This is a genomic window from Mucilaginibacter aquaedulcis (assembly GCF_030409325.1).
Classification (GTDB): domain Bacteria; phylum Bacteroidota; class Bacteroidia; order Sphingobacteriales; family Sphingobacteriaceae; genus Mucilaginibacter; species Mucilaginibacter aquaedulcis.
On record NZ_JAUFPR010000008.1, the window covers coordinates 324,124 to 343,425 of the forward strand.

General features: G+C 43.5%; 18 protein-coding genes. 13 read left to right on the forward strand and 5 right to left on the reverse strand.

Annotated features, from left to right (window positions below; translation table 11 throughout):
* Positions 1–10: 10 nt before the first annotated feature.
* On the reverse strand, positions 11–664 hold the full coding sequence (locus QWZ01_RS25490; protein ID WP_290328538.1) for a FadR/GntR family transcriptional regulator: 654 nt from the start codon (positions 662–664) through the stop codon (positions 11–13).
* 160 nt (positions 665–824) lie between these two features.
* Here QWZ01_RS25490 and QWZ01_RS25495 point away from each other — a divergent pair, with 160 nt between their 5' ends.
* From QWZ01_RS25495 to QWZ01_RS25505, 3 genes are all read left to right on the forward strand, one after another.
* Entirely contained in the window at positions 825–2,216 is a 1,392-nt protein-coding gene (locus tag QWZ01_RS25495) for a serine hydrolase domain-containing protein (RefSeq protein ID WP_290328540.1), read from the forward strand.
* Positions 2,217–2,292: 76 nt separating this feature from the next.
* Positions 2,293–2,463: a hypothetical protein gene (locus QWZ01_RS25500; protein ID WP_290328542.1), complete on the forward strand. Its 171-nt coding sequence runs from the start codon at positions 2,293–2,295 to the stop codon at positions 2,461–2,463.
* 33 nt (positions 2,464–2,496) lie between these two features.
* Positions 2,497–2,781, forward strand: coding sequence for a hypothetical protein (locus QWZ01_RS25505; RefSeq protein ID WP_290328544.1), 285 nt, complete (start codon positions 2,497–2,499; stop codon positions 2,779–2,781).
* Positions 2,782–2,785: 4 nt separating this feature from the next.
* On the opposite strand, the gene QWZ01_RS25510 is transcribed toward QWZ01_RS25505, so the two are convergent.
* The 4 genes from QWZ01_RS25510 to QWZ01_RS25525 form a co-directional block, all read right to left on the reverse strand.
* Positions 2,786–3,622 (reverse strand): type 1 glutamine amidotransferase, encoded by an 837-nt coding sequence (locus tag QWZ01_RS25510; protein WP_290328546.1) that lies wholly within the window; start codon positions 3,620–3,622, stop codon positions 2,786–2,788.
* A 3-nt stretch (positions 3,623–3,625) separates the two neighbouring features.
* Positions 3,626–4,723, reverse strand: a complete 1,098-nt coding sequence (locus tag QWZ01_RS25515; RefSeq protein ID WP_290328548.1) for a carboxylate-amine ligase — start codon at positions 4,721–4,723, stop codon at positions 3,626–3,628.
* A 365-nt stretch (positions 4,724–5,088) separates the two neighbouring features.
* Positions 5,089–6,252, reverse strand: a complete 1,164-nt coding sequence (locus tag QWZ01_RS25520) for an ATP-grasp domain-containing protein (RefSeq protein ID WP_290328551.1) — start codon at positions 6,250–6,252, stop codon at positions 5,089–5,091.
* A 132-nt stretch (positions 6,253–6,384) separates the two neighbouring features.
* Positions 6,385–7,092, reverse strand: coding sequence for an esterase family protein (locus QWZ01_RS25525; RefSeq protein WP_290328553.1), 708 nt, complete (start codon positions 7,090–7,092; stop codon positions 6,385–6,387).
* Between the two features lie 262 nt (positions 7,093–7,354).
* On the opposite strand from QWZ01_RS25525, the gene QWZ01_RS25530 reads away from it, so the two are divergent.
* From QWZ01_RS25530 to QWZ01_RS25575, 10 genes are all read left to right on the forward strand, one after another.
* The gene (locus QWZ01_RS25530; RefSeq protein WP_290328555.1) at positions 7,355–8,143 is read left to right on the forward strand and encodes an alpha/beta hydrolase; all 789 of its coding nucleotides are present in this window, start codon (positions 7,355–7,357) and stop codon (positions 8,141–8,143) included.
* A 441-nt stretch (positions 8,144–8,584) separates the two neighbouring features.
* A complete protein-coding gene (gene typA / locus QWZ01_RS25535) occupies positions 8,585–10,396 on the forward strand; it encodes a translational GTPase TypA (protein ID WP_290328557.1) in 1,812 nt (603 codons plus the stop codon).
* A 99-nt stretch (positions 10,397–10,495) separates the two neighbouring features.
* Positions 10,496–11,176 carry a class I SAM-dependent methyltransferase gene (locus tag QWZ01_RS25540; protein ID WP_290328559.1) on the forward strand — a complete coding sequence of 227 codons (681 nt, stop codon included), beginning with the start codon at positions 10,496–10,498 and terminating at the stop codon, positions 11,174–11,176.
* Positions 11,177–11,234: 58 nt separating this feature from the next.
* Complete coding sequence (locus QWZ01_RS25545) at positions 11,235–12,002, forward strand: class I SAM-dependent methyltransferase (protein ID WP_290328561.1); 768 nt, start codon at positions 11,235–11,237, stop codon at positions 12,000–12,002.
* Between the two features lie 5 nt (positions 12,003–12,007).
* Entirely contained in the window at positions 12,008–13,138 is a 1,131-nt protein-coding gene (locus QWZ01_RS25550) for a glycosyltransferase (RefSeq protein WP_290328563.1), read from the forward strand.
* A gap of 333 nt (positions 13,139–13,471) precedes the next feature.
* The gene (locus QWZ01_RS25555; RefSeq protein WP_290328564.1) at positions 13,472–14,974 is read left to right on the forward strand and encodes a lipopolysaccharide biosynthesis protein; all 1,503 of its coding nucleotides are present in this window, start codon (positions 13,472–13,474) and stop codon (positions 14,972–14,974) included.
* Between the two features lie 95 nt (positions 14,975–15,069).
* The gene (locus QWZ01_RS25560; protein ID WP_290328566.1) at positions 15,070–15,843 is read left to right on the forward strand and encodes a class I SAM-dependent methyltransferase; all 774 of its coding nucleotides are present in this window, start codon (positions 15,070–15,072) and stop codon (positions 15,841–15,843) included.
* A 14-nt stretch (positions 15,844–15,857) separates the two neighbouring features.
* Positions 15,858–16,757, forward strand: coding sequence for a glycosyltransferase family 2 protein (locus QWZ01_RS25565; RefSeq protein WP_290328568.1), 900 nt, complete (start codon positions 15,858–15,860; stop codon positions 16,755–16,757).
* A 470-nt stretch (positions 16,758–17,227) separates the two neighbouring features.
* Complete coding sequence (locus tag QWZ01_RS25570; RefSeq protein WP_290328570.1) at positions 17,228–18,514, forward strand: glycosyltransferase; 1,287 nt, start codon at positions 17,228–17,230, stop codon at positions 18,512–18,514.
* The gene (locus tag QWZ01_RS25575) at positions 18,507–19,259 is read left to right on the forward strand and encodes a glycosyltransferase family 2 protein (protein ID WP_290328572.1); all 753 of its coding nucleotides are present in this window, start codon (positions 18,507–18,509) and stop codon (positions 19,257–19,259) included. The genes QWZ01_RS25570 and QWZ01_RS25575 overlap by 8 nt, the downstream gene beginning before the upstream one ends.
* The last annotated feature ends 43 nt before the right edge of the window (positions 19,260–19,302 follow it).

A 19,302-nucleotide genomic window follows, 5' to 3' on the forward strand; every position in this document is an offset into this window, starting at 1 on the left:
GATTTATGTATTAATAATTATTATCTAAAATTTGCTGTATCAACTGGCCGGCTTGTTTAACTTTCTGCGCCTTGATGGCCTTAAACAGCTGCTCATGTAAGTGATGGCTCATGGCAAAATGACTGATGCCCTGCGCCTCCCTTTTTGAAAAAAAATCGCGGATGATGAGGGTGAAGCTTTCGTACAGATCGGCCAGTACGTTGTTGAGAGAGGCCTGGGCTATAGCCATGTGGAAGGCAATATCGGCATCAACACAGGCCTGGCGGTTTTCTGATTGTATGGCCAGTTTACGTTTTTCGAGGTTCTGCTCAATTTGAGTTATGTGTATTGCAGAATTATTTTGGGCTGCCAGCTTTACTATTTCGCCCTCCAGTAGTTTACGTACAGCGTTAATCTGGTCAAAATCGGCACGTTTGAGGCGTTGTTCAATGGTTTCGGCACTCACAAATGAGTTTACAAAAGTGCCTGAGCCCTGTTGTACTTTCAGTATGCCCGATATGGCGAGTGTTTTAATGGCCTCCCTGATGCTGGAGCGGCCCACGCTGTATAATTGCATCAACTCGGGCTCGGCAGGTATCTTTTCGTTGAGCTTAAACTTACCCTGTGCAATATCATTTTTAATTAGCTTGATAACACGGTTGCTAAGCGATTCTCTCTTTTCCATGATGTTAATTATTTACCCCACAAAGATATGATGTTTTATATTAAACATCTGATGTTTAAATTTGTTTATGACATTAAAATGAGATGCACATCGTTAAAGTTCTCATTCGGTGTAACTATATGGCTAACTGAAGCGTCTGAGTTTTACACATTCATATACCATGATCAACCTTTACAAAAGCTGCCTTTTATTGTGTTTTACCGTCATTATTTTTGGCAATTGTGCTGTTGCCCAGCAAACCAAATCCGAAAAAATAAAGGCTTACCTGCAACATGCCAACCAGCTTGGGCTTTTTAACGGAAATGTTTTGGTTGTTGATCAAGGCCAGGTAATATACAAAGCCGCGATAGGTTATGCGGATGCCTCAAAACAAATACCGCTTACAACAGCATACCGTTTTCATATAGGTTCAATTGCAAAGGAATTTGATGCCGTTGGCCTTATGGTGTTGCAGGAGCAGGGCAAATTAAGTCTGGATGATAAGGTATCAAAGTTTTTCCCCGATTTGCCTTCCTGGGCTAATAAGATCAGTATTAAAAATCTGTTGCAGTATACCAGCGGTTTGCCCGAGGTAAAATATCAAACCGTGCATGGGGATGCCGATAACTGGAAAGATCTTAAAGCTTTACAGCAGCTTGATTTTGAGCCCGGCAGCAAATATGCATATAACAACAACAATACTTTTTTGAGGAGGCAGATCATCGAGAAGATATCGGGGCTATCTATCAAGGATTTTATCGAACAAAAATTATTAAAACCCTATGGCATCGAGCATGGGATTGTTGACCCAACCGATAATGATACACTCGTAGCCAAATCATTTAATGACGATGGCAAACAGGATGTGTTAGATTACCCTATCATGGGATGGACCTGCCTTAACCTCGATGATTTTTACACCTGGGCGCAGTGTCTTCAAAACTTCAGGATCATCAGTCCTGCTTCAACCCGGGCTATTATTACCCCTGTGGCTCCGGGAAAGCAAAGCGGTCTGGGTACCGGCGCTATGAATGGTGATCAGCTGATGAGGCATGTTCATGATGGTATAGCCATGCGTTACCAGGCTCAGGAAATAACGGACGGCCCAAAAAACAGGACCATTATTTTGTTAACTAACAATAGGCATGATAATGTTTACCAATTAAGTGATGCCATTGAAGCTATTTTAGATGACAAGCCTTACCGCCAGGCAGCTCGGTCTGTTTTGACCGAAATTCAAAAGCACCCTGATATAAAGAACGCCAGGCAGGTGCTGGCATTTTATAAAAGCCTGAAAGCTCAAAAGCCCGACGAGTATGATTTTGATAATGAGAGCACACTGAATGAGATTGGATATAATTATTTAAGCCATGATGAGTTAAGCGACGCGATAGCCATTTTTGAATATAATGTGAAACTTTTTCCGGCATCAGGGAATGTTTATGATAGCTTGGGCGAGGCCTATTACAAACAAGGCGATAAAAAGAACGCTTTGCTGAATTATAAAAGATCGTTACAACTTGATCCGGATAATAGCGAGGCTAAAGACATCATAATTAAACTGAAACAGTAAAACTAATGGTAGAACTCTGACCCTCAGTTATAAATGGGCATAGTATTTGACTTATATTTAACCTAAATCAAATATCATGGGCTTCGGACGATTACTTAAAGTAGGAAAGGCGCAATTTGAAAAGGTTCTGTTAGGCCTTATAAAGCGCAAAAATTATGATGTACATTATAGTTATACCAATATGGATTACTATATATCTGGCGATGATGCCACGCTGAATATTTTACAGCAGGCCATAACCGGGTAATAATGTCTACAATTGGCAACAGTATAGTATACTATGGCAGAGCGGGCATATATAATTGAAATAGAGCAAAACACGCACAACAGCTTCTTTATCAGCTTTGCTGAGGAAAGTTGCGGTGTTTTATTATGCCCTATAGCTTACGCCCCCGGTGAGTATGTTTTTACTACCAGTATGCTGCTTGCTTTTATCGATTGCCTTGACCTGAATTTTTACCGTTTCTTTAACTCTGATGATGCCCTCACGGCCGAAAGAATGAAGAGTTTAAACGATCTGCTGGTTTACCTTAACCAGCAGTTGATCAAAAACGTAGTTTCTTAATTTGTTATATAGCATCCTGCAAACTCAGCACCGCCTGGTCTAAAAAATTAGGGATGAGTGTTTGGCGGGTATGAGTTAACTTATCCGGATCGTTCAACCGGTCAAGCATTTCATTGTATTTGGCTTCGCCGTGCTCATTTACCACTTCCTGCTTTTTTTCATCTTTTAGCAACAGGTTTTTCATGCCGATAGTGCCCGCCTCGGGGTGAAACTGGGTTGCAAAAAAATAATCATTATAGCGGATGGCCATCATTGCCCGTGGCAGATCAATGTGTGGGCGCTCTTTTTCAATAGCTACCAGCTGCATACCCAGCTCCTCAAAACGTTGTTGGTTAGGGTTGATCACCTGCCAACTGCGCGAATCAACAGCATAAAACGGATCGGCAAGGCCTGCCAAAACAGGTTCATCAATACCTGCCTGGGTTTTATTTACGGGCAAGATCCCAAATGAAGGTGATCTGCGCATATTAATATCGCCCAGTTTATAATGGCGGCACATGAGCTGAAAAGAATGGCACACAAACAACATATGCTTTTTATCACTGTTGTTTGAAAGGTTATGATCTTCCAGCTTATCGGTAAGGTTAAAATATTTTTTCTCCCATTCGGTACCTTCGGTGATCAGCGGATCGCCGGGGCCGCCGCTCGAAATATAGATGTCAAAATCTGTTCCCGGCATTTCGCAGCGCTTGCGCACGTCAAAAATGGTGTAGTTTAGGTTCAGATCGTGTTGTGCTTTGTAGCTGTTTAAAATATCCTGGAAACCGCGCATCCCCTCGTTTGCTATCCCATCATACAGATCAAGTATCGCTACCCTGATCTCCGGTTTATTTATTGCCATTTGTTATAATCCCTTTAAAGTTTGTGAGGTAATAAAATCTACCACGTCTGCAAAGTTATTATTTTGTTGGTAAATGGCTAACTGCCTGTCGGCGCCGGTGCCGTGTTCCAGTATCTTGTGAACATATTGCAGGTCATCGCGCGAGCCCAGATCGTCAACCACATCGTCAACAAAGTCAAGCAGCTCTAATACCAGCGACCGTGTGTTCACTTCCATCTCTTTACCAAAATCAATCATCTTGCCGTCGATACCATAACGGGCGGCGCGCCATTTATTTTCGTTAATAAGGGCTCGCGAGTAGGTGATAAACTTCATGTTTTGCTGCCTCAGCTTATAAAGTTTGGCACATAATGCCTGAAACAGCGCTGTAAAGGCAATGGTTTCATCAACCAGCATAGGGCAATCGCAAATGCGAAACTCTATGGTTTCAAAGAATGGGTGTACCCGGATATCCCACCATATTTTTTTGGCGTTATCAATACAATTGGTTTTTACCAGCAGTTTAATATAGTTATCATACTCCTCAATACTGCTGAAAACATCGGGTATGCCGGTTCGTGGAAATTTGTCGAAAACCTTAGTCCGGAATGATTTAAATCCGGTATTACGTGCTTCCCAAAAAGGCGAATTGGTGGATAGCGCAAACACATGCGGTAAAAAATACCTTACCTGGTTGGCAATATGAATAGCCATATCGCGCGATTGGATACCCACATGCACGTGTAAACCAAAAATGAGGTTTGAGCGGGCAGCCTCCTGCATTTCATCAACAATTTCAAAATACCGCGGATGGTCTGTAATCAACTGGTGCTGCCAGTGCGAAAAGGGGTGAGTGCCCGCAGCACCAATACGCAGGCCAATATCGCCGGCAAGCTGGGCCACAGTGGTGCGAAGCTTACTTACCTCGGCACGGGCTTCCTGGGTATTATGGCAAATGTGGGTGCCAACTTCCACCACGGCCTGATGCATTTCTGCCTTTACCTGGTCTTCATGGATCTTTTGCGCACTATCCACAATTTTTTGCTCGTGCGATTTTAGCTCCCTCGTTACAGGGTCAATCACCATAAATTCTTCTTCAACACCTAAGGTAAACTCGTTCATAATTGGTTTTCTTTTCTAATCTTCAATGCCATTTCGCCCGTAGGAAGAAACTATCTCTTGAGCGATAGCGAAAAATCTTGTACTCGAGTATGCTGCATGTATATGATCTCTCCTCGTACCTCGTTCGAGATGACAGTTTGTGTTTTTTGCATGCTTGCAAAACCCCTTCCTCCTCCTTCCCGAGGGAAGGAATCGCACTTGCCCTGCACTTGTATATATTTTTCAAACTCCCCTCTTGAGAGGGGGTGTGTTTGGCAGTGCGGTAGCAGGGGTGTGTTCTTTAGTATGATATAAAACCTTAATACTCAATAAACACACCCCTTCGCCCCTCTCAAGAGGGGAATCGCGCTTACCCTGCACTTATATTATATCTTTCCGGTTTTTTGAGGTTTTTCTTTTTCTTTTGCTGCTTTTTCTTTCTTTACTTTTTGTTCGGCTTTTGCCTTTGCGGGGGCAGCAGCTTTTGCCGCCGGAGCTTTTGCTTTAGCTACCTTCTTTACCTTACCCTCAGTTTCAATAGGATGATCAACCTTGCCCACAGAAACATCCTCTTTTACCTGTTTGGGTTTCGCGCTTACCAGCGGTGTTTTGGCAGCCGAGGTTTTTACATATTCGCCCCAGGTAAGGTTATCCAGGCCGTCTTTCTGGCTTTTGGCGCGTTCAATAGCGTAATCGGCGGCAGTTTCTACTACCCAGTCAAAGTTTTCCTGGCCAACGCTGGTTACTTCGGCATCGGGAGCCGGGTTGCAGAAATCAATAGCGTAGGGGATACCATCACGTACGGCAAACTCAACGGTATTAAAATCATAGCCCAGGTATTGGTTCAGTTTTATAACGTAATCTTTAACCGCATCCAGTAGTTTTTTGCTGGCCGGGGCCTTGCCATGCTCGTAACGCAGGTGGTGCGGATTGCGCGGTTCGTACTGCATAATGCGCACATGTTTGCCACCAATGCAATAGCAGCGGAAATAATCATCAAACACTACCTCTTCCTGTAGCATCATTACGTATTGTTTGGTTTGATCGTATTTGTTAAAAAAATCCTCGCGGTTTTGCAACTGGTAAACTTCCTTCCAGCCACCGCCATCAAAGGGTTTCATATAGGCCGGGAACCCTACATAGTTAAATATCCCGTCCCAATCTAAAGGGTAGGCAAGGTTGCGGAATGATTTATCTGTGGTATCATCTGGTAGTTCTTTGGAAGGCAGGATCACCGTTTTGGGTACGGGCACGCCCAGCTTTACAGCCAGGGCATTATTAAAAAACTTTTCGTCGGCACTCCACCAAAAAGGGTTGTTGATAACCGCAGTACCACTTATAGCAGCGTTTTTGAGTGCCGCCCGGTAAAAAGGGACGTCCTGCGATATACGGTCGACAATTACAGCATAGTCCAGCGGTTCGGCCTGCAGCACTTTATCAATGCGAACAAACTCTGCCGAGATGTTTTTTTCGGCCTTTTGGTTGATGCGGTCAACAAAGGCTTGCGGAAATGAATTTTCCTGTCCGAATAAGATGCCTATTTTTTTCATGATGTTTTTCAGTTTGCAGTTGGTAGTTTGCAGTTAATGTTAATTTTATCTTGAATCTTAGTTCTTAACTCTTGCTGTCCTTAGTCTTTTTTCCTTTAGTCTTTGTTCTTTTCTCTAACCTCACTCCATCGTCTATTTGATGGTTGATAAATAATGCGGGAACATCTCGCGCCAGATTGGCCAGTCGTGAATGGCATTTGGGCGGATATCCAACCAATGATTAATGTTTTTTTGGGCTAAAATGTTTGATAGCTGTATGTTATATTCTTTGCAGATGTCGTGCTCTGATGTGCCGAGGATGATATTGATGTTCCACAACGCCTGGTTATTATCGCCCGGTAAAAAGTCGACCGGGTTATTAAAAAACACATCGTTATTGTAAAAGCCGTCGGTAAACATTCTGATATCAAAGGCACCGCCCATGGTAAACAGGTGCGCCACCTTTTCGGGGTGTTTAAAGGCGAAGTTTGCGGCATGGTATCCGCCAAAACTGCAGCCTGCCATAGCTACTTTACCTACCCCGGTTTCATGCATGGCCCAGGGTACCAGTTCATCAACCAGCATTTTATCATACCAGGTATAGTTGCGGGCGCGGTCGGCAGGGTGTATGCCCTTATCGTACCAGCTGCGATCGTCAATAGTATCAGGGCAATATATTTTTACCAAACCTTCATCAACAAACCAGCGTACACTCTCTATAAGTCCAAAATCTTTATTTTGGTAGTAACGGCCTTTGGTTGTGGGGAAAAGGATCACGGGGAAACCGCGGTCGCCAAATACCAGCATTTCCAGGTGGGTGTTGAGGTTGGGTGAGTGCCAGCGGTGATATTTTTCGGTCAAAATAATGTCTTTTTTATTTGTGACTGTAAGTTAAGAGGTTTGTTTGAGAAAGACAACTGCTTGATTGATTAAAGGTTATATTGAACGTAAAAGCCTTACCCTGCCCTCTCCAAAAGAGAGGGTTTTGAAGGATTTTAAGTTAAAGTACTCTCCTTTGGAGAGGATTTAGGTGAGGCCAATTTTCTGAAAAAATAAAAAGATAGCTTACTTTTGCGGCCTTAAAATTTGAATAACGATGTATTGGGGCTGGGCTGAAACTGAAATGACGATAACCGAAAAAAATATAATTATAAACTCTGCTTTGCTTAACCGCGAGGTTACCTGTACCCTTTTAATGCCCGATGAGCATGAAGTTACAGAACCGCTAAGCCTGTTGCTATTGAACGACGGGCAAGAGCTGGATAACCTGGAAGTGAAAGCAGCGCTTGAGCAGTTATATAATACCAACCGCATAAAGCCCGTATTGGTAGCTGCCCTGCACGCAAGTGACGACAGATTGCAGGAATACGGCGTAGCTGGCAAACCCGATTTTAAAAAGCGTGGCTCAAAGGCCGATGCGTACACGCAGTTTATTATAACAGAATTATTACCGCAGATAAAAGCAGAAACAGGTATCAGTGATTTTGAAGTTACTGCCTATGCCGGATCTTCATTAGGAGGCTTATCGGCTTTTGATATTGCCTGGAACAACAGTGCCACGTTTGATAAAGTGGGTGTATTTTCGGGCTCGTTCTGGTGGCGGAGCAGGGATTTGGGCAAAGGCTACAGCGATACCGACCGCATTATGCATTCAGTGATCCGTGATACCGCAGGCAAACCTGAGTTAAAATTCTGGCTGCAAACCGGTACAAAAGATGAAAGCACCGACCGTAATCAAAACGGCATCATAGATTCTATTGACGATACCATTGACCTGATCAAAGAACTGGAAAACAAGGGCTACACCCGCCCAGCCGATATACAATATGTAGAGGTAGTTAACGGCAGCCATGACACCACCACCTGGGCCAAAGCTATGCCTAAGTTTTTGGTTTGGGCGTTTGGGAGGTAGGTGATTGGTGGGAGTGTATGGAGCGGGGAGCGAAGATAACGCATAAAATTTCTGTCATTTCCATAAGTTGGGAGGGGTGGGTGCGAAGAAGAAATCCTGTACTCCCTGTAACTGTCGGCAGAGCATAGCGCAGAAGATTTCTCACCCTCGCCTGGCTTTTGCCCCAACGAGAGGATTCGAAATGACAACGTATATAAGTTAGCCAAAAGATACAGTGAGTATCGCTGTCAGAAGCTTACATAATCAAGCAAAGTTTGTGTTGCCGAACATCTTTAATTCTGTATTAAAGTTATGCAAACTTTGCCTAATCAATGTGTTAAGTTATCTCAGATTGGCAGTTATTGACATGATTTTTACATAAATGTTTGTCTATAAGTTGCCAATACTTTAAAATCTCATATATTAAACGTACCTTTGCGCCAAATTTTAGGGAGCATTTTCATGCAAAAAATAAGAAACATTGCGATTATCGCACACGTTGACCACGGTAAAACCACATTGGTTGACAAAATATTACACAGTTGTTCAATATTCAGAGATAACGAATCAACCGGTGAGCTGATACTGGATAATAATGACCTGGAGCGTGAGCGAGGAATTACCATCGTATCCAAAAACGTTTCAGTAAGGTACAAAGATGTTAAGATCAACATTATTGATACCCCTGGTCACGCCGATTTTGGTGGTGAGGTTGAGCGTGTATTGAAAATGGCTGATGGTGTGTTATTACTTTGTGATGCTTTTGAAGGCGCCATGCCTCAAACCCGCTTTGTAACTCAGAAAGCATTGGCTTTAGGCTTAAAACCTATTGTTGTTGTAAACAAGGTTGATAAGGAAAACTGTCGCCCTGATGAGGTTTACGAACAAATTTTTGAATTATTCTTCAACCTTGAAGCAACTGAAGATCAACTGGACTTCCCTGTTATCTACGGTTCATCAAAACAAGGCTGGATGAGCACCGACTGGAAAACACCTACTGAAGATATTTTCCCGTTAATGGATGCCATACTTGAAAACATCCCGCCTGCACCTATTGCCGAAGGTACACTGCAAATGCAGATCACCTCGTTAGATTATTCATCTTTCGTAGGTCGTATCGCTATCGGTCGTGTAGCTCGTGGTACCATCAAAGAAAACATGCCGGTATCATTGGTAAAACGCGATGGCACTATCCAAAAATCAAGAATTAAAGAACTATATACGTTTGAAGGTTTAGGTAAAGTACGCGCTACTGAAGTTAGCTCGGGCGATATCTGTGCCGTAGTAGGTATTGAAGGTTTTGACATCGGTGATACTATTGCTGATTTTGAAAAACCAGAGCAACTGGAAGTAATCCACATTGATGAGCCTACTATGAACATGTTGTTCACCATCAATACTTCACCTTTCTTTGGTAAAGAAGGTAAATTTGTTACTTCACGCCACCTGCGCGATCGTTTGTACAAAGAGATGGAGAAAAACCTGGCGCTTAAGGTTGTTGAAACCGAATCGCCTGATTCATACTTAGTGTATGGCCGTGGTATCCTCCACTTGTCAGTACTGATTGAAACCATGCGCCGTGAAGGTTATGAGTTGCAGGTTGGTCAGCCACAGGTTATCATCAAAGAAATTGATGGTGTTAAATGTGAGCCGGTTGAAACCCTGATCGTTGATGTACCGGGCGATGTTGCCGGTAAGGTAATTGAGTTGGTAACACAACGCAAAGGCGATCTGTTGATCATGGAGCCAAAAGGCGATTTACAGCACTTAGAGTTTGATATTCCTGCACGTGGTATTATCGGTTTACGTAACAACGTGTTAACCGCTACCGGTGGCGAGGCTATCATGGCTCACCGCTTTAAAGCATACGAACCATGGAAAGGTCAGATCCCGGGCCGTTTAAATGGTGTATTGGTATCAATGGATACTGGTAAAACTACCGCTTTCGCTATTGATAAACTACAGGATCGTGGCAGGTTCCACGTTGATCCGGGAGTTGATATTTACGAAGGTCAAGTTTTAGGCGAGCACATCCGTGATAATGATTTGGTTATTAACTTAACCAAAGGCAAGCAGTTAACCAACATGCGTGCATCAGGTAGTGATACCAACGTACGTATAGCACCTGCTATTAAATTCTCGTTAGAGGAATCAATGGAGTATATCCAGGCTGATGAATACATTGAGGTAACTCCTCAAAGCATCCGTTTGCGTAAAATATACCTGAACGAGAACGAAAGAAAAATCAACGCTAAAAAATTTACCAGCCAATAATTGGTAAGGTAAATTAACATACAGGGCCCTCCGCAAAACGGAGGGCTTTTTTGTGTTATATACTGCTGCATTTGCATAAAAAACTTAGATTTGGCCCCCATGAAAGGCAACAGGCTTAAGCCAACCCTATTTAATCCGCGTTATGTATCCCTGTATAAATTAAAAAACAGGACTATTGAAAAAATAAAGGAGCTTACCCAGGCTAACAAGCAACTGCTGCTGGCCGATTTTGGCTGCGGCGATATGCCTTACCGCGAAGTGCTTGAACCCATGGTAGGCAAATACCTGGGCATCGACCTTGACCTTAACCCCCTGGCCGAACATCATATTGATTTTGACAGCAAAACCACCCTGCCCGATAACTATGCCGATCTGGTATTATCAAACCAGGTACTGGAACATGTGGATAGCCCCGCAGGCTATTTGCAGGAGGCCTACCGCATTTTAAAACCAGGCGGTTCAATGCTCATCAGCACGCATGGGTATTGGTTTTATCACCCAACCCCTAATGATTACTGGCGCTGGACGAGCGCCGGCCTCCGGAGGATCATCGAGGCTGAGGGCTTTCAGATCAGTTCGTTTTTTGGTTTGCTGGGCCTGCCGGCAAGTGGCCTGCAGTTGTTTCAGGATGGTATATATCAAAAGCTGCCTGGTTTTCTGAAGCCGCTTTTTGCTCTCATTATGCAAACATTCATTATTTTGTTTGATAAAATCAGCTCGCAACCACAGCGCGACCGCGACGGAGCCATTTATGTAATTGTAGCTCAAAAACCGCTTTAATATTATTTATTAACTTTGTAGCGCAAGCATAGCTTTAAATATATTCTCTGTATTTGTAATGGTCCAAAATCTGAATCGCGAAACCGTTGTGTCTTATTATGATGAGCACGTTAAAAATAAACTGAACGATTATATCAAGATCAATCCGCGCATTGAATATGCCTGGAAAACCATTAAACGCTTTGCTCCCTCAAAACCCCTGCGTATTTTAGAAGTTGGCTGCGGCATGGGCAACGTATGCTCACGTATGCATAAACGCTGGCCCGATGCCGTAATTACCGGGATAGACATCAGTACGCTCTCCATCCAGATAGCCCAAAAGCTTTTTGCTGATGATAAACTGAACTTCAGGGAAACCATATTACTGCCCGATACTTTTAATGAGCAGTTTGACCTGATTGTTTTTATGGATGTTTACGAACACATTGCCGTGAACGACAGGCCCGACGTGCATGCCGCATTAGCCAAAATATTGCGCAATAAAGGCAAGATCATTTTAACGGTACCTACGCCGCATAACCTTAAATGGTCATTAGTGAACAAGCCCGAAACCATGCAACCCGTTGATGAACATATTTCCTTTGAGGTGATTGGCAAACTGGCTGCCGATACCGGTACCGAGGTGATCCTGTATCAGCGTAAAAACGTTTGGAACGTGGGCGACTATGCCCACATCGTGCTGGAAAAGAATGACGACTTTGAGGCAGCCTTCTTTCATCCCAAACCTGTTAATGCCACACAAAAAGGGCAACGGATGTTCAGCAAGCTCAAATCAAAAATTGAAAGTATTTTCAGAGGATACTATGTTCGTAAAAAATTGAAGTAATGGGTATGGAGTATAATTTATGCATCATAAAGCCCAATAAAAACTCCTATTCAGAAACTTTTGTACAAGCCCATGTTGATAGGCTGGTGGGCCATAAAAAGGTTTTGTATGGCGGCGCGTTCCCGGTATATGATGATAAAGGGAAATTCCTGATCCGTTCGCCGCTGGCTGTGCTGTTATATCTTATTAAAAAACGTATCTTCAAAAAGGATAACATAGCTGAGCTTAACAAAGCCCTCGCTAAATATCTTACCCAACAAAAAGTTGATGTGATACTTGCCGAGTATGGCATGGTTGGCGCTCGGGTAGCTACGGCCTGTAAAATGGCGGGTGTACCCTTAGTGATCCACTTTCATGGGGCCGACGCGCATCACCAGCCCACAGTTACCGAATACAAGGCATTGTACCAAAAAGCCTTTGCCTATGCCACCGCCATTGTCGTAGTGTCTGAAGATATGTACCAGACACTGCTTAATTTAGGTGCCCCGGCCAATAAGCTTTTCCTGAATCCTTACGGTGTAAATGTAAACCTGTTCAGCCCGGTTAATGTGGCACAATCGGCACCAAACTTTTTGGCGGTAGGGCGCTTTGTAGGTAAAAAAGCACCATTGATAACGCTGCAGGCTTTTGAAACGGTAACCCATGCGTTTGCCGATGCCCGTTTATGGATGGTAGGTGAGGGCCCACTGCTTGATGCTGCCAGGCAGAAGGCTTGCGAATTGGGTATTGCTGAAAAGGTTACTTTTACTGGCAAACAATCAACCCCGCAGATACTTGAACTGATGAAAAAAATGCGGTGCTTTGTGCAGCATTCGGTTACAGCCTATGATGGTGATATGGAAGGTACGCCCAATACCATACTGGAAGCTTCGGCCTCGGCGTTGCCGGTTATATCAACCCGCCACGCCGGTATCAAGCAGGCTGTAGTTGATGGTGTTACCGGCTTACTTACTGATGAGTATGATGTTGCCGGCATGGCACAGCATATGATAACTTTGGCAGGTTCGCCTGAATTGGCCGCGCAAATGGGCAAAGCAGGGCGCGAACATATATTGGCTAACTATAACATTGAAAAAAGAATAGCCATATTGGATAGTATTATTCAGCAAAGCTTAAAGGATAGAGCGGGGAGATAAGTGCGGGGAGCGAGGGGAGTTCAATGCATTGTATGCAAAAGACTCACCCGGTCTACGCTCCGCTGGACCACCCTCTCTTCGCCTGTGGCGAAAAGATGGGAGGAGAATGGATGAAAGATAAATGGTAAAGAAAAAACTCCTTTACCCTCTTTCCAGCGAAGCTGAAGAGAGGGTCGACAAGCGCAGCGATGTCGGGGTGAGTCGATAAATAGCCTGATTTGATGAAGCTACCTCATCATGGGCTTTTGTCTCATCACCGAGGGTTTGAAATGACAACGTTTAAATAAAAAAATGGCTATGCTTACTCAGCAAAGCAACAACTAACATATTCAAATGAACCTATTACAAAAGCAGGGCTTTTTAAATACTTTAATACTGTATGGCGGTGTTGCCCTGGGCTTTGTTAATGGTATATTTTTATTTCAGCGATTTTTAACGCTCGAGCAGATCGGCTTTTTTCAGCTCATGATCACTATATCGCTGTTGTATGCGCAAATAGCATCGGTAGGTATCAGTAATATCATTTTAAAATATTTTCCCTATTACCGCAGTGACGATAAAACCCACGGCGGCTTTGCCACATTTACCGCCTTGTGGACTCTGTTGGGCTTCGCGTTGTTTACCCTCGTGTTCTACCTGTTCAGAGAGCCTATATTAAACCATTATAGTCAAAATAAGGGCGGGGCATTACTGGTAAAGTATGCCTACTTTATAATCCCGCTATCATTTTTAACTATGGTTTATGCCACACTGGAAAGCATGGCTTCTACTGTTTTTAAAAATGTATTGTCGTCCTTTTTACGGGAGATCGGTTTGCGGTTATTTACACTGGTGAGTGTGGTGTTGCTGGCTTTTACGGTTATCAGTTATCACGATTTTTTATTTATCTACATTGTAGCCAATGTATGCGTGTCGCTCATTTTGCTGGTATATATCTCCAAAGGCAAAAATTTTAAGTTCTCGCGCATGTCGCCTCAGTTGTTAGCCGATAAAGGTAAATTTTTCAACTACGGTTTTTACACGGTTTTAAGCGGCAGCTCCTATGTGCTTATTCAAAATCTGGATAACATTATGCTCAGCTTATTAACTAAGCAGTCCTTAACTTTTGTTGGGGTATATGCCACGTTTTTCAGCATAGCTGTAGTTATTAGTTTACCGGCCAAGGCCCTGAGCCGCACCTCCCTGCAAATCATAGCACAATCATGGGCGGCAAATGATCTGGCCAAGATCGGCAAGATTTATCATAAAACATCGGTGGTGCAAATGCTTATAGGCTGCCTGTTGTTTATAGGTTTGGTGGTTAATAAATCGTTTATCATCATGTTATTGCACAAGCCGGAGTATGCCAATTTTTATGGTGTGTTTATAGTAGTGGGTATAGGTTTTCTGGTTGATATGACCGGGGGGGTAAATGGTTACATCATGAATTTTTCAAAATACTACCGCCTCACTACCGTATTTATCGTATCGGCAGTTATTGTATGCGTGTTGTTAAACTGGGCGCTTATTCCGCGGTTGGGGATGATGGGGGCAGCTGTAACTTACGCGCTTACCGTATTTCTGCTTAACCTGGCTTATACCGTGTTTGTGAAGATAAAATTCGATTTGCAGCCTTTCGGGCGCGAACATTTATGGGTGTTGCTTATGAGTACCTTATGTTTGCTGGTAGGTCTTTATTTACCGGCCATTAAAAACGTATATATAGATATGGTGTACCGCAGTATCATTATAGGTATTATATATACCGCACTGGCTTACTTTTTAAAAATATCAGAAGATATCAATATTATATTCGACCGTATTTTGAAGAAGAAAACGCCCGGTACCAGTGTTTAAATTTTATTACAATTTTGCTCCTTTGGCGATAAAAAAATAATTTTTTATTTATTTGAAACAGAAACTAAAGGGTATAGTTTTACATTCGTAAACCCATGCAGGAATCAATAATTAGCGGTAACGTTAAAACCGCGTACGATCAGTTTTATGAAAAGCACGACGAAGCCTGGCGTACGCTGAGCGGCAAGTACAAGGGGCAGCACATTATAGAGGTGTGCCGCGGTCTTTCCTTTAAAAATGTGCTTGAAGTTGGCGCCGGGGATGGCAGTATACTGAAATTTTTATCAGATAATAGCTTTGCGCCCGAGTACCAGGCGGTAGAAATATCGGCCAGCGGGGTTGATCATATCCGCTCGCGCGGAATCAAAAATCTTACCGCGGTGCAGGTGTTTGATGGTTATAAACTGCCTTTTGCTGATGATAGCTTTGATCTGATCATCCTGTCGCACGTGCTGGAGCATGTAGAGCATGAACGTCTACTGCTACGCGAAATGAGGCGGGTGGCCAAATATTGTGTTATTGAAGTACCGCGCGATTATAAATTTAATGTTGATACCCGCATTAAGCATTTTCTGGCTTACGGGCACATCAACGTGTACACGCCAACATCGCTGCGTTACCTGTTAAGTACCGAAGGTTTTGAGGTAGAGAACGATCTGGTATCGCTTATTGATCCGGAAGTAACCAGGTTCAATACTTACATCAACCAGAAAAAAAAGAAGAGCCTGCTCACCAATCTGCGCATCACTGCCGAGTTTAAAGTGAAGCAAAATCTGAGTAAAATCTTCGGAAAAAAAGTAAGTGAACAATTTGCGAACGCTTATACCGTTTTGTGTAAAAAAGCCAGTCAGCAACCCGAATTATTCTGATTTTTTGATTACCCATGCAGCAACTTGCCCCTATTGCGTTATTTGTTTATAACCGGCCCGATCATACGCGCCGTACGCTGATCCATTTGCAAAAAAATGTGCTTGCAGATGAGTCAAGGCTGTACATATTTAGTGATGCCCCTAAAACTGATGCCGACCGTGAAAAGGTGGAGCAGGTGAGGCAGGTAATCAGGGAAACGTGGAGTTTTAAATCAGTAAAGATCATTGAGCGCAGCCAAAACCTTGGTTTGGCCGAATCCATTATCAGCGGCGTAACCCAACTGGTTTATGAGTATGGCAAGGTGATCGTTTTTGAAGATGATCTGCTGTCGTCACCCTATACCCTCGAGTATTTTAATGAGGCCCTAACCTATTATGCCAAGCAGGAAAAGGTGATGCATATTGGCGCGTACATGTACAACCTGAAGGATAAGGGCCTGCCCGAGTCATTCTTTTACCGTGCGGCCAGCAGCTGGGGCTGGGCAACCTGGGCACGCGCCTGGAACCATTTTGAACCCGATATTGATAAACTGATAGCCCGGTTTGATCCGCTTGATATTCTCCGTTTTTCTATCGAAGGCAAAATGAATTTCTGGCGACAGGTACAGGAATTTAAAGCCGGCAAAAATAATTCATGGGCCATACGCTGGTATGCCTCCATCTTTTTAAGAGGCGGTTTAACGCTGAACCCCTCACGCTCGCTCATCAACAACATCGGGCACGATGGTACAGGCGTACACTCCAACCGTGAAAGCATGTATGATGTGCATATCTCACAGCAACCCGTAAAAAAATTCCCCGATGTAATAGAGGAGGACGAAAGAGCCTACCTCGCCATCAAAAACTTCCTGGCCCACCGCAAAGGCAACCTGCTCAAACGCGTAGTACGCTACGTAAGGCAAAAGATGGGGTAAGCGCTTATTATTATACTTGTCATCTCGAACGAGGTACGAGGAGAGATCTTATGCTCACGATATGTTGAACATTCGAGATTCCTTACGCCTTTCAAAATGACTGCCTGCCAGAAATTCCGTATCTTTATATAATAATAGCCCGGCATACTAAAAAAGTAAGGCCGGGCTATTGCATTAAAAGCCGGGAAATATCCAGAATTAGCAGGTGGTTACCCAGTGTATTGATAGTCAATATATTATAACTTTTTAAACCTGAAAAAACCTTATCAAAACGCTTTAAAATGGGTTAAATACGAATAAAAGCCCCCGATTTTCATAAAAAGCGATCCGTTTTTGAAAATTTTCTGCTGAAAATTTGTTAAAATAAAACTTTAAGAAGTTTTTGCCCGGCGATGTACCTCCAAAAACAAGACGAGTTTTTGCCCTTCAAATTTTATTCAGGTTGCTACTAATAAATGTATTTTTGGGCCATGTTAAAAGTAGTGCATCTGAACACTTATGATGGCAATGGCGGCGCGGGCCGGGCCTGTATGCGCCTGAACCGGGCACTGCTCAGCCAGGGTATCGATTCAAAGGTTATTGTACATTATAAGTTTGGAAAAAATCCAAAGGTACTTACTTTTAACTCCAACGCGGTACAAAAGGCATACACGGCTGCAACCATTATCCTGGAGCGGTTACGGGCCAAAAAGTACCTGAAACCCCTATCGCGCACGCCGTTTTCATTTACCTGGTTCGGGCGGTCGGTGATTCATAACCAGGAAGTTAAAAATGCCGATATCATACATCTGCACTGGATAAACCATGGCTTTTTAAATCCTCGGCACCTTGCCGAGATAGCCAAACTGAATAAACCCGTTGTATGGACTTTCCATGATAGTAATGCTTTTACCGGCGGTTGCCATGTACGCTATACCTGCGATCATTATATGCGCCAATGTGGCAATTGCCCACTGCTGATCGAGGCTTCAGAAAATGACATCTCACACCGGATCTGGCAGCAAAAGCATGAGGCTTACAAGGTGCTTGATTTTGCCATTGCCGCCCCAAGTTCATGGATGAAACAGTCGGTACTCAGCAGCAGCCTGATGCGTGGTAAGTTGGTAAAACAATTGCCCAACACTCTTGAAACCGATGTTTTTAAACCGGTCAATAAAAAGCATGCGAAAGAAAAAGCGGGCTTGCCTACAGATAAGTTCATTTTCCTGAGCGGCTTTATGCCCTCACGAAAAGACCTGCACAAGGGCACCCAGTACCTGCTGGAAAGCATGGAATTACTAAAACAACGTTTAGGTGCCAAAGCCGACCAGGTAGAACTTGTTGTTTTCGGTAACCGAGGCACCGAGGGTGTGCCCGATTTTCCGTTCAAAACCAGTTTTTTGGGCACTATCAATAATGATGAACAACTGGCACTACACTATGCCGCTGCCGATGCATTCCTGATCCCATCGCTGGAAGATAATCTTCCATACACGGTAATGGAAAGCCTTGCCTGCGGAACCCCTGTTATAGCCTTTACAACAGGCGGAATACCCGATATGGTGCAGCATGAATACAATGGCTATTTGGCTACTTATCGTTCATCTGAGAGCTTTACAGATGGCATGGAGTGGGTGATAGGCTATGCTGATAAGGATAAACTACAGCAACAGGCCCGGCAAACGGTAATGGATACCTTTTCGGAAGAAGTTATCGCTAAAAAGCATATCGCTCTGTACCATGAATTGCTGAGCTACAAAGGAGGTAACCATGTTTAACCCTAAACTTACGGTTATTACCATTGTATACAACAACGTGCGCGATATCGAACGTACCATGCTTTCGGTACTTGGGCAAACATATGCTAATATAGAATACATTATTATAGATGGCCTGTCAAACGATGGTACGTTGCAGGTTATCGGTAAATATGAAAAGCGTATCAGCAAGCTTATCAGCGAGAAGGATAAAGGTATCTATGATGCCATGAACAAGGGCTTGGCTATAGCAACAGGCGACTATATAATATTCATGAACTCGGGAGATGAGTTTTATGATTCCGGTACAGTGGCCGCGGTTTTTGCCAGTGCAAATGATGCCGATATATACTATGGCGAAACCGAAATGATCAATGATGAAGGTCAAAGCCTTGGCCAGCGCAGGCATAAGGCGCCCGCAAAATTTACCTGGCGCGGCTTTAAATATGGCATGAGCATCAGCCACCAGGCTATATATATCAGGCGTACACTGGCTGAACCCTATGATAGCAGATATCAACTTAGTGCGGATATCGACTGGATAATCCGGGCGGCTAAAAAGGCCAAAACTATAGTGAACGTAAATCGGCATGTAGCCAAATACCTGGTAGGGGGAATGTCGAAAAAGAAGCACAAGCAGAGTTTGCAGGAACGTTTCGACATTATGAAACGTTATTATGGGCTGGTACCAACAATACTAAATCACGTAGTTATAGCCTTTAATCTGGGTTGGTATTGGCTCAAAAACAAACGTACCAACGACTGATCAACCCATAAAAAAAGCGATGAGTTGTTAACCCATCGCTTTT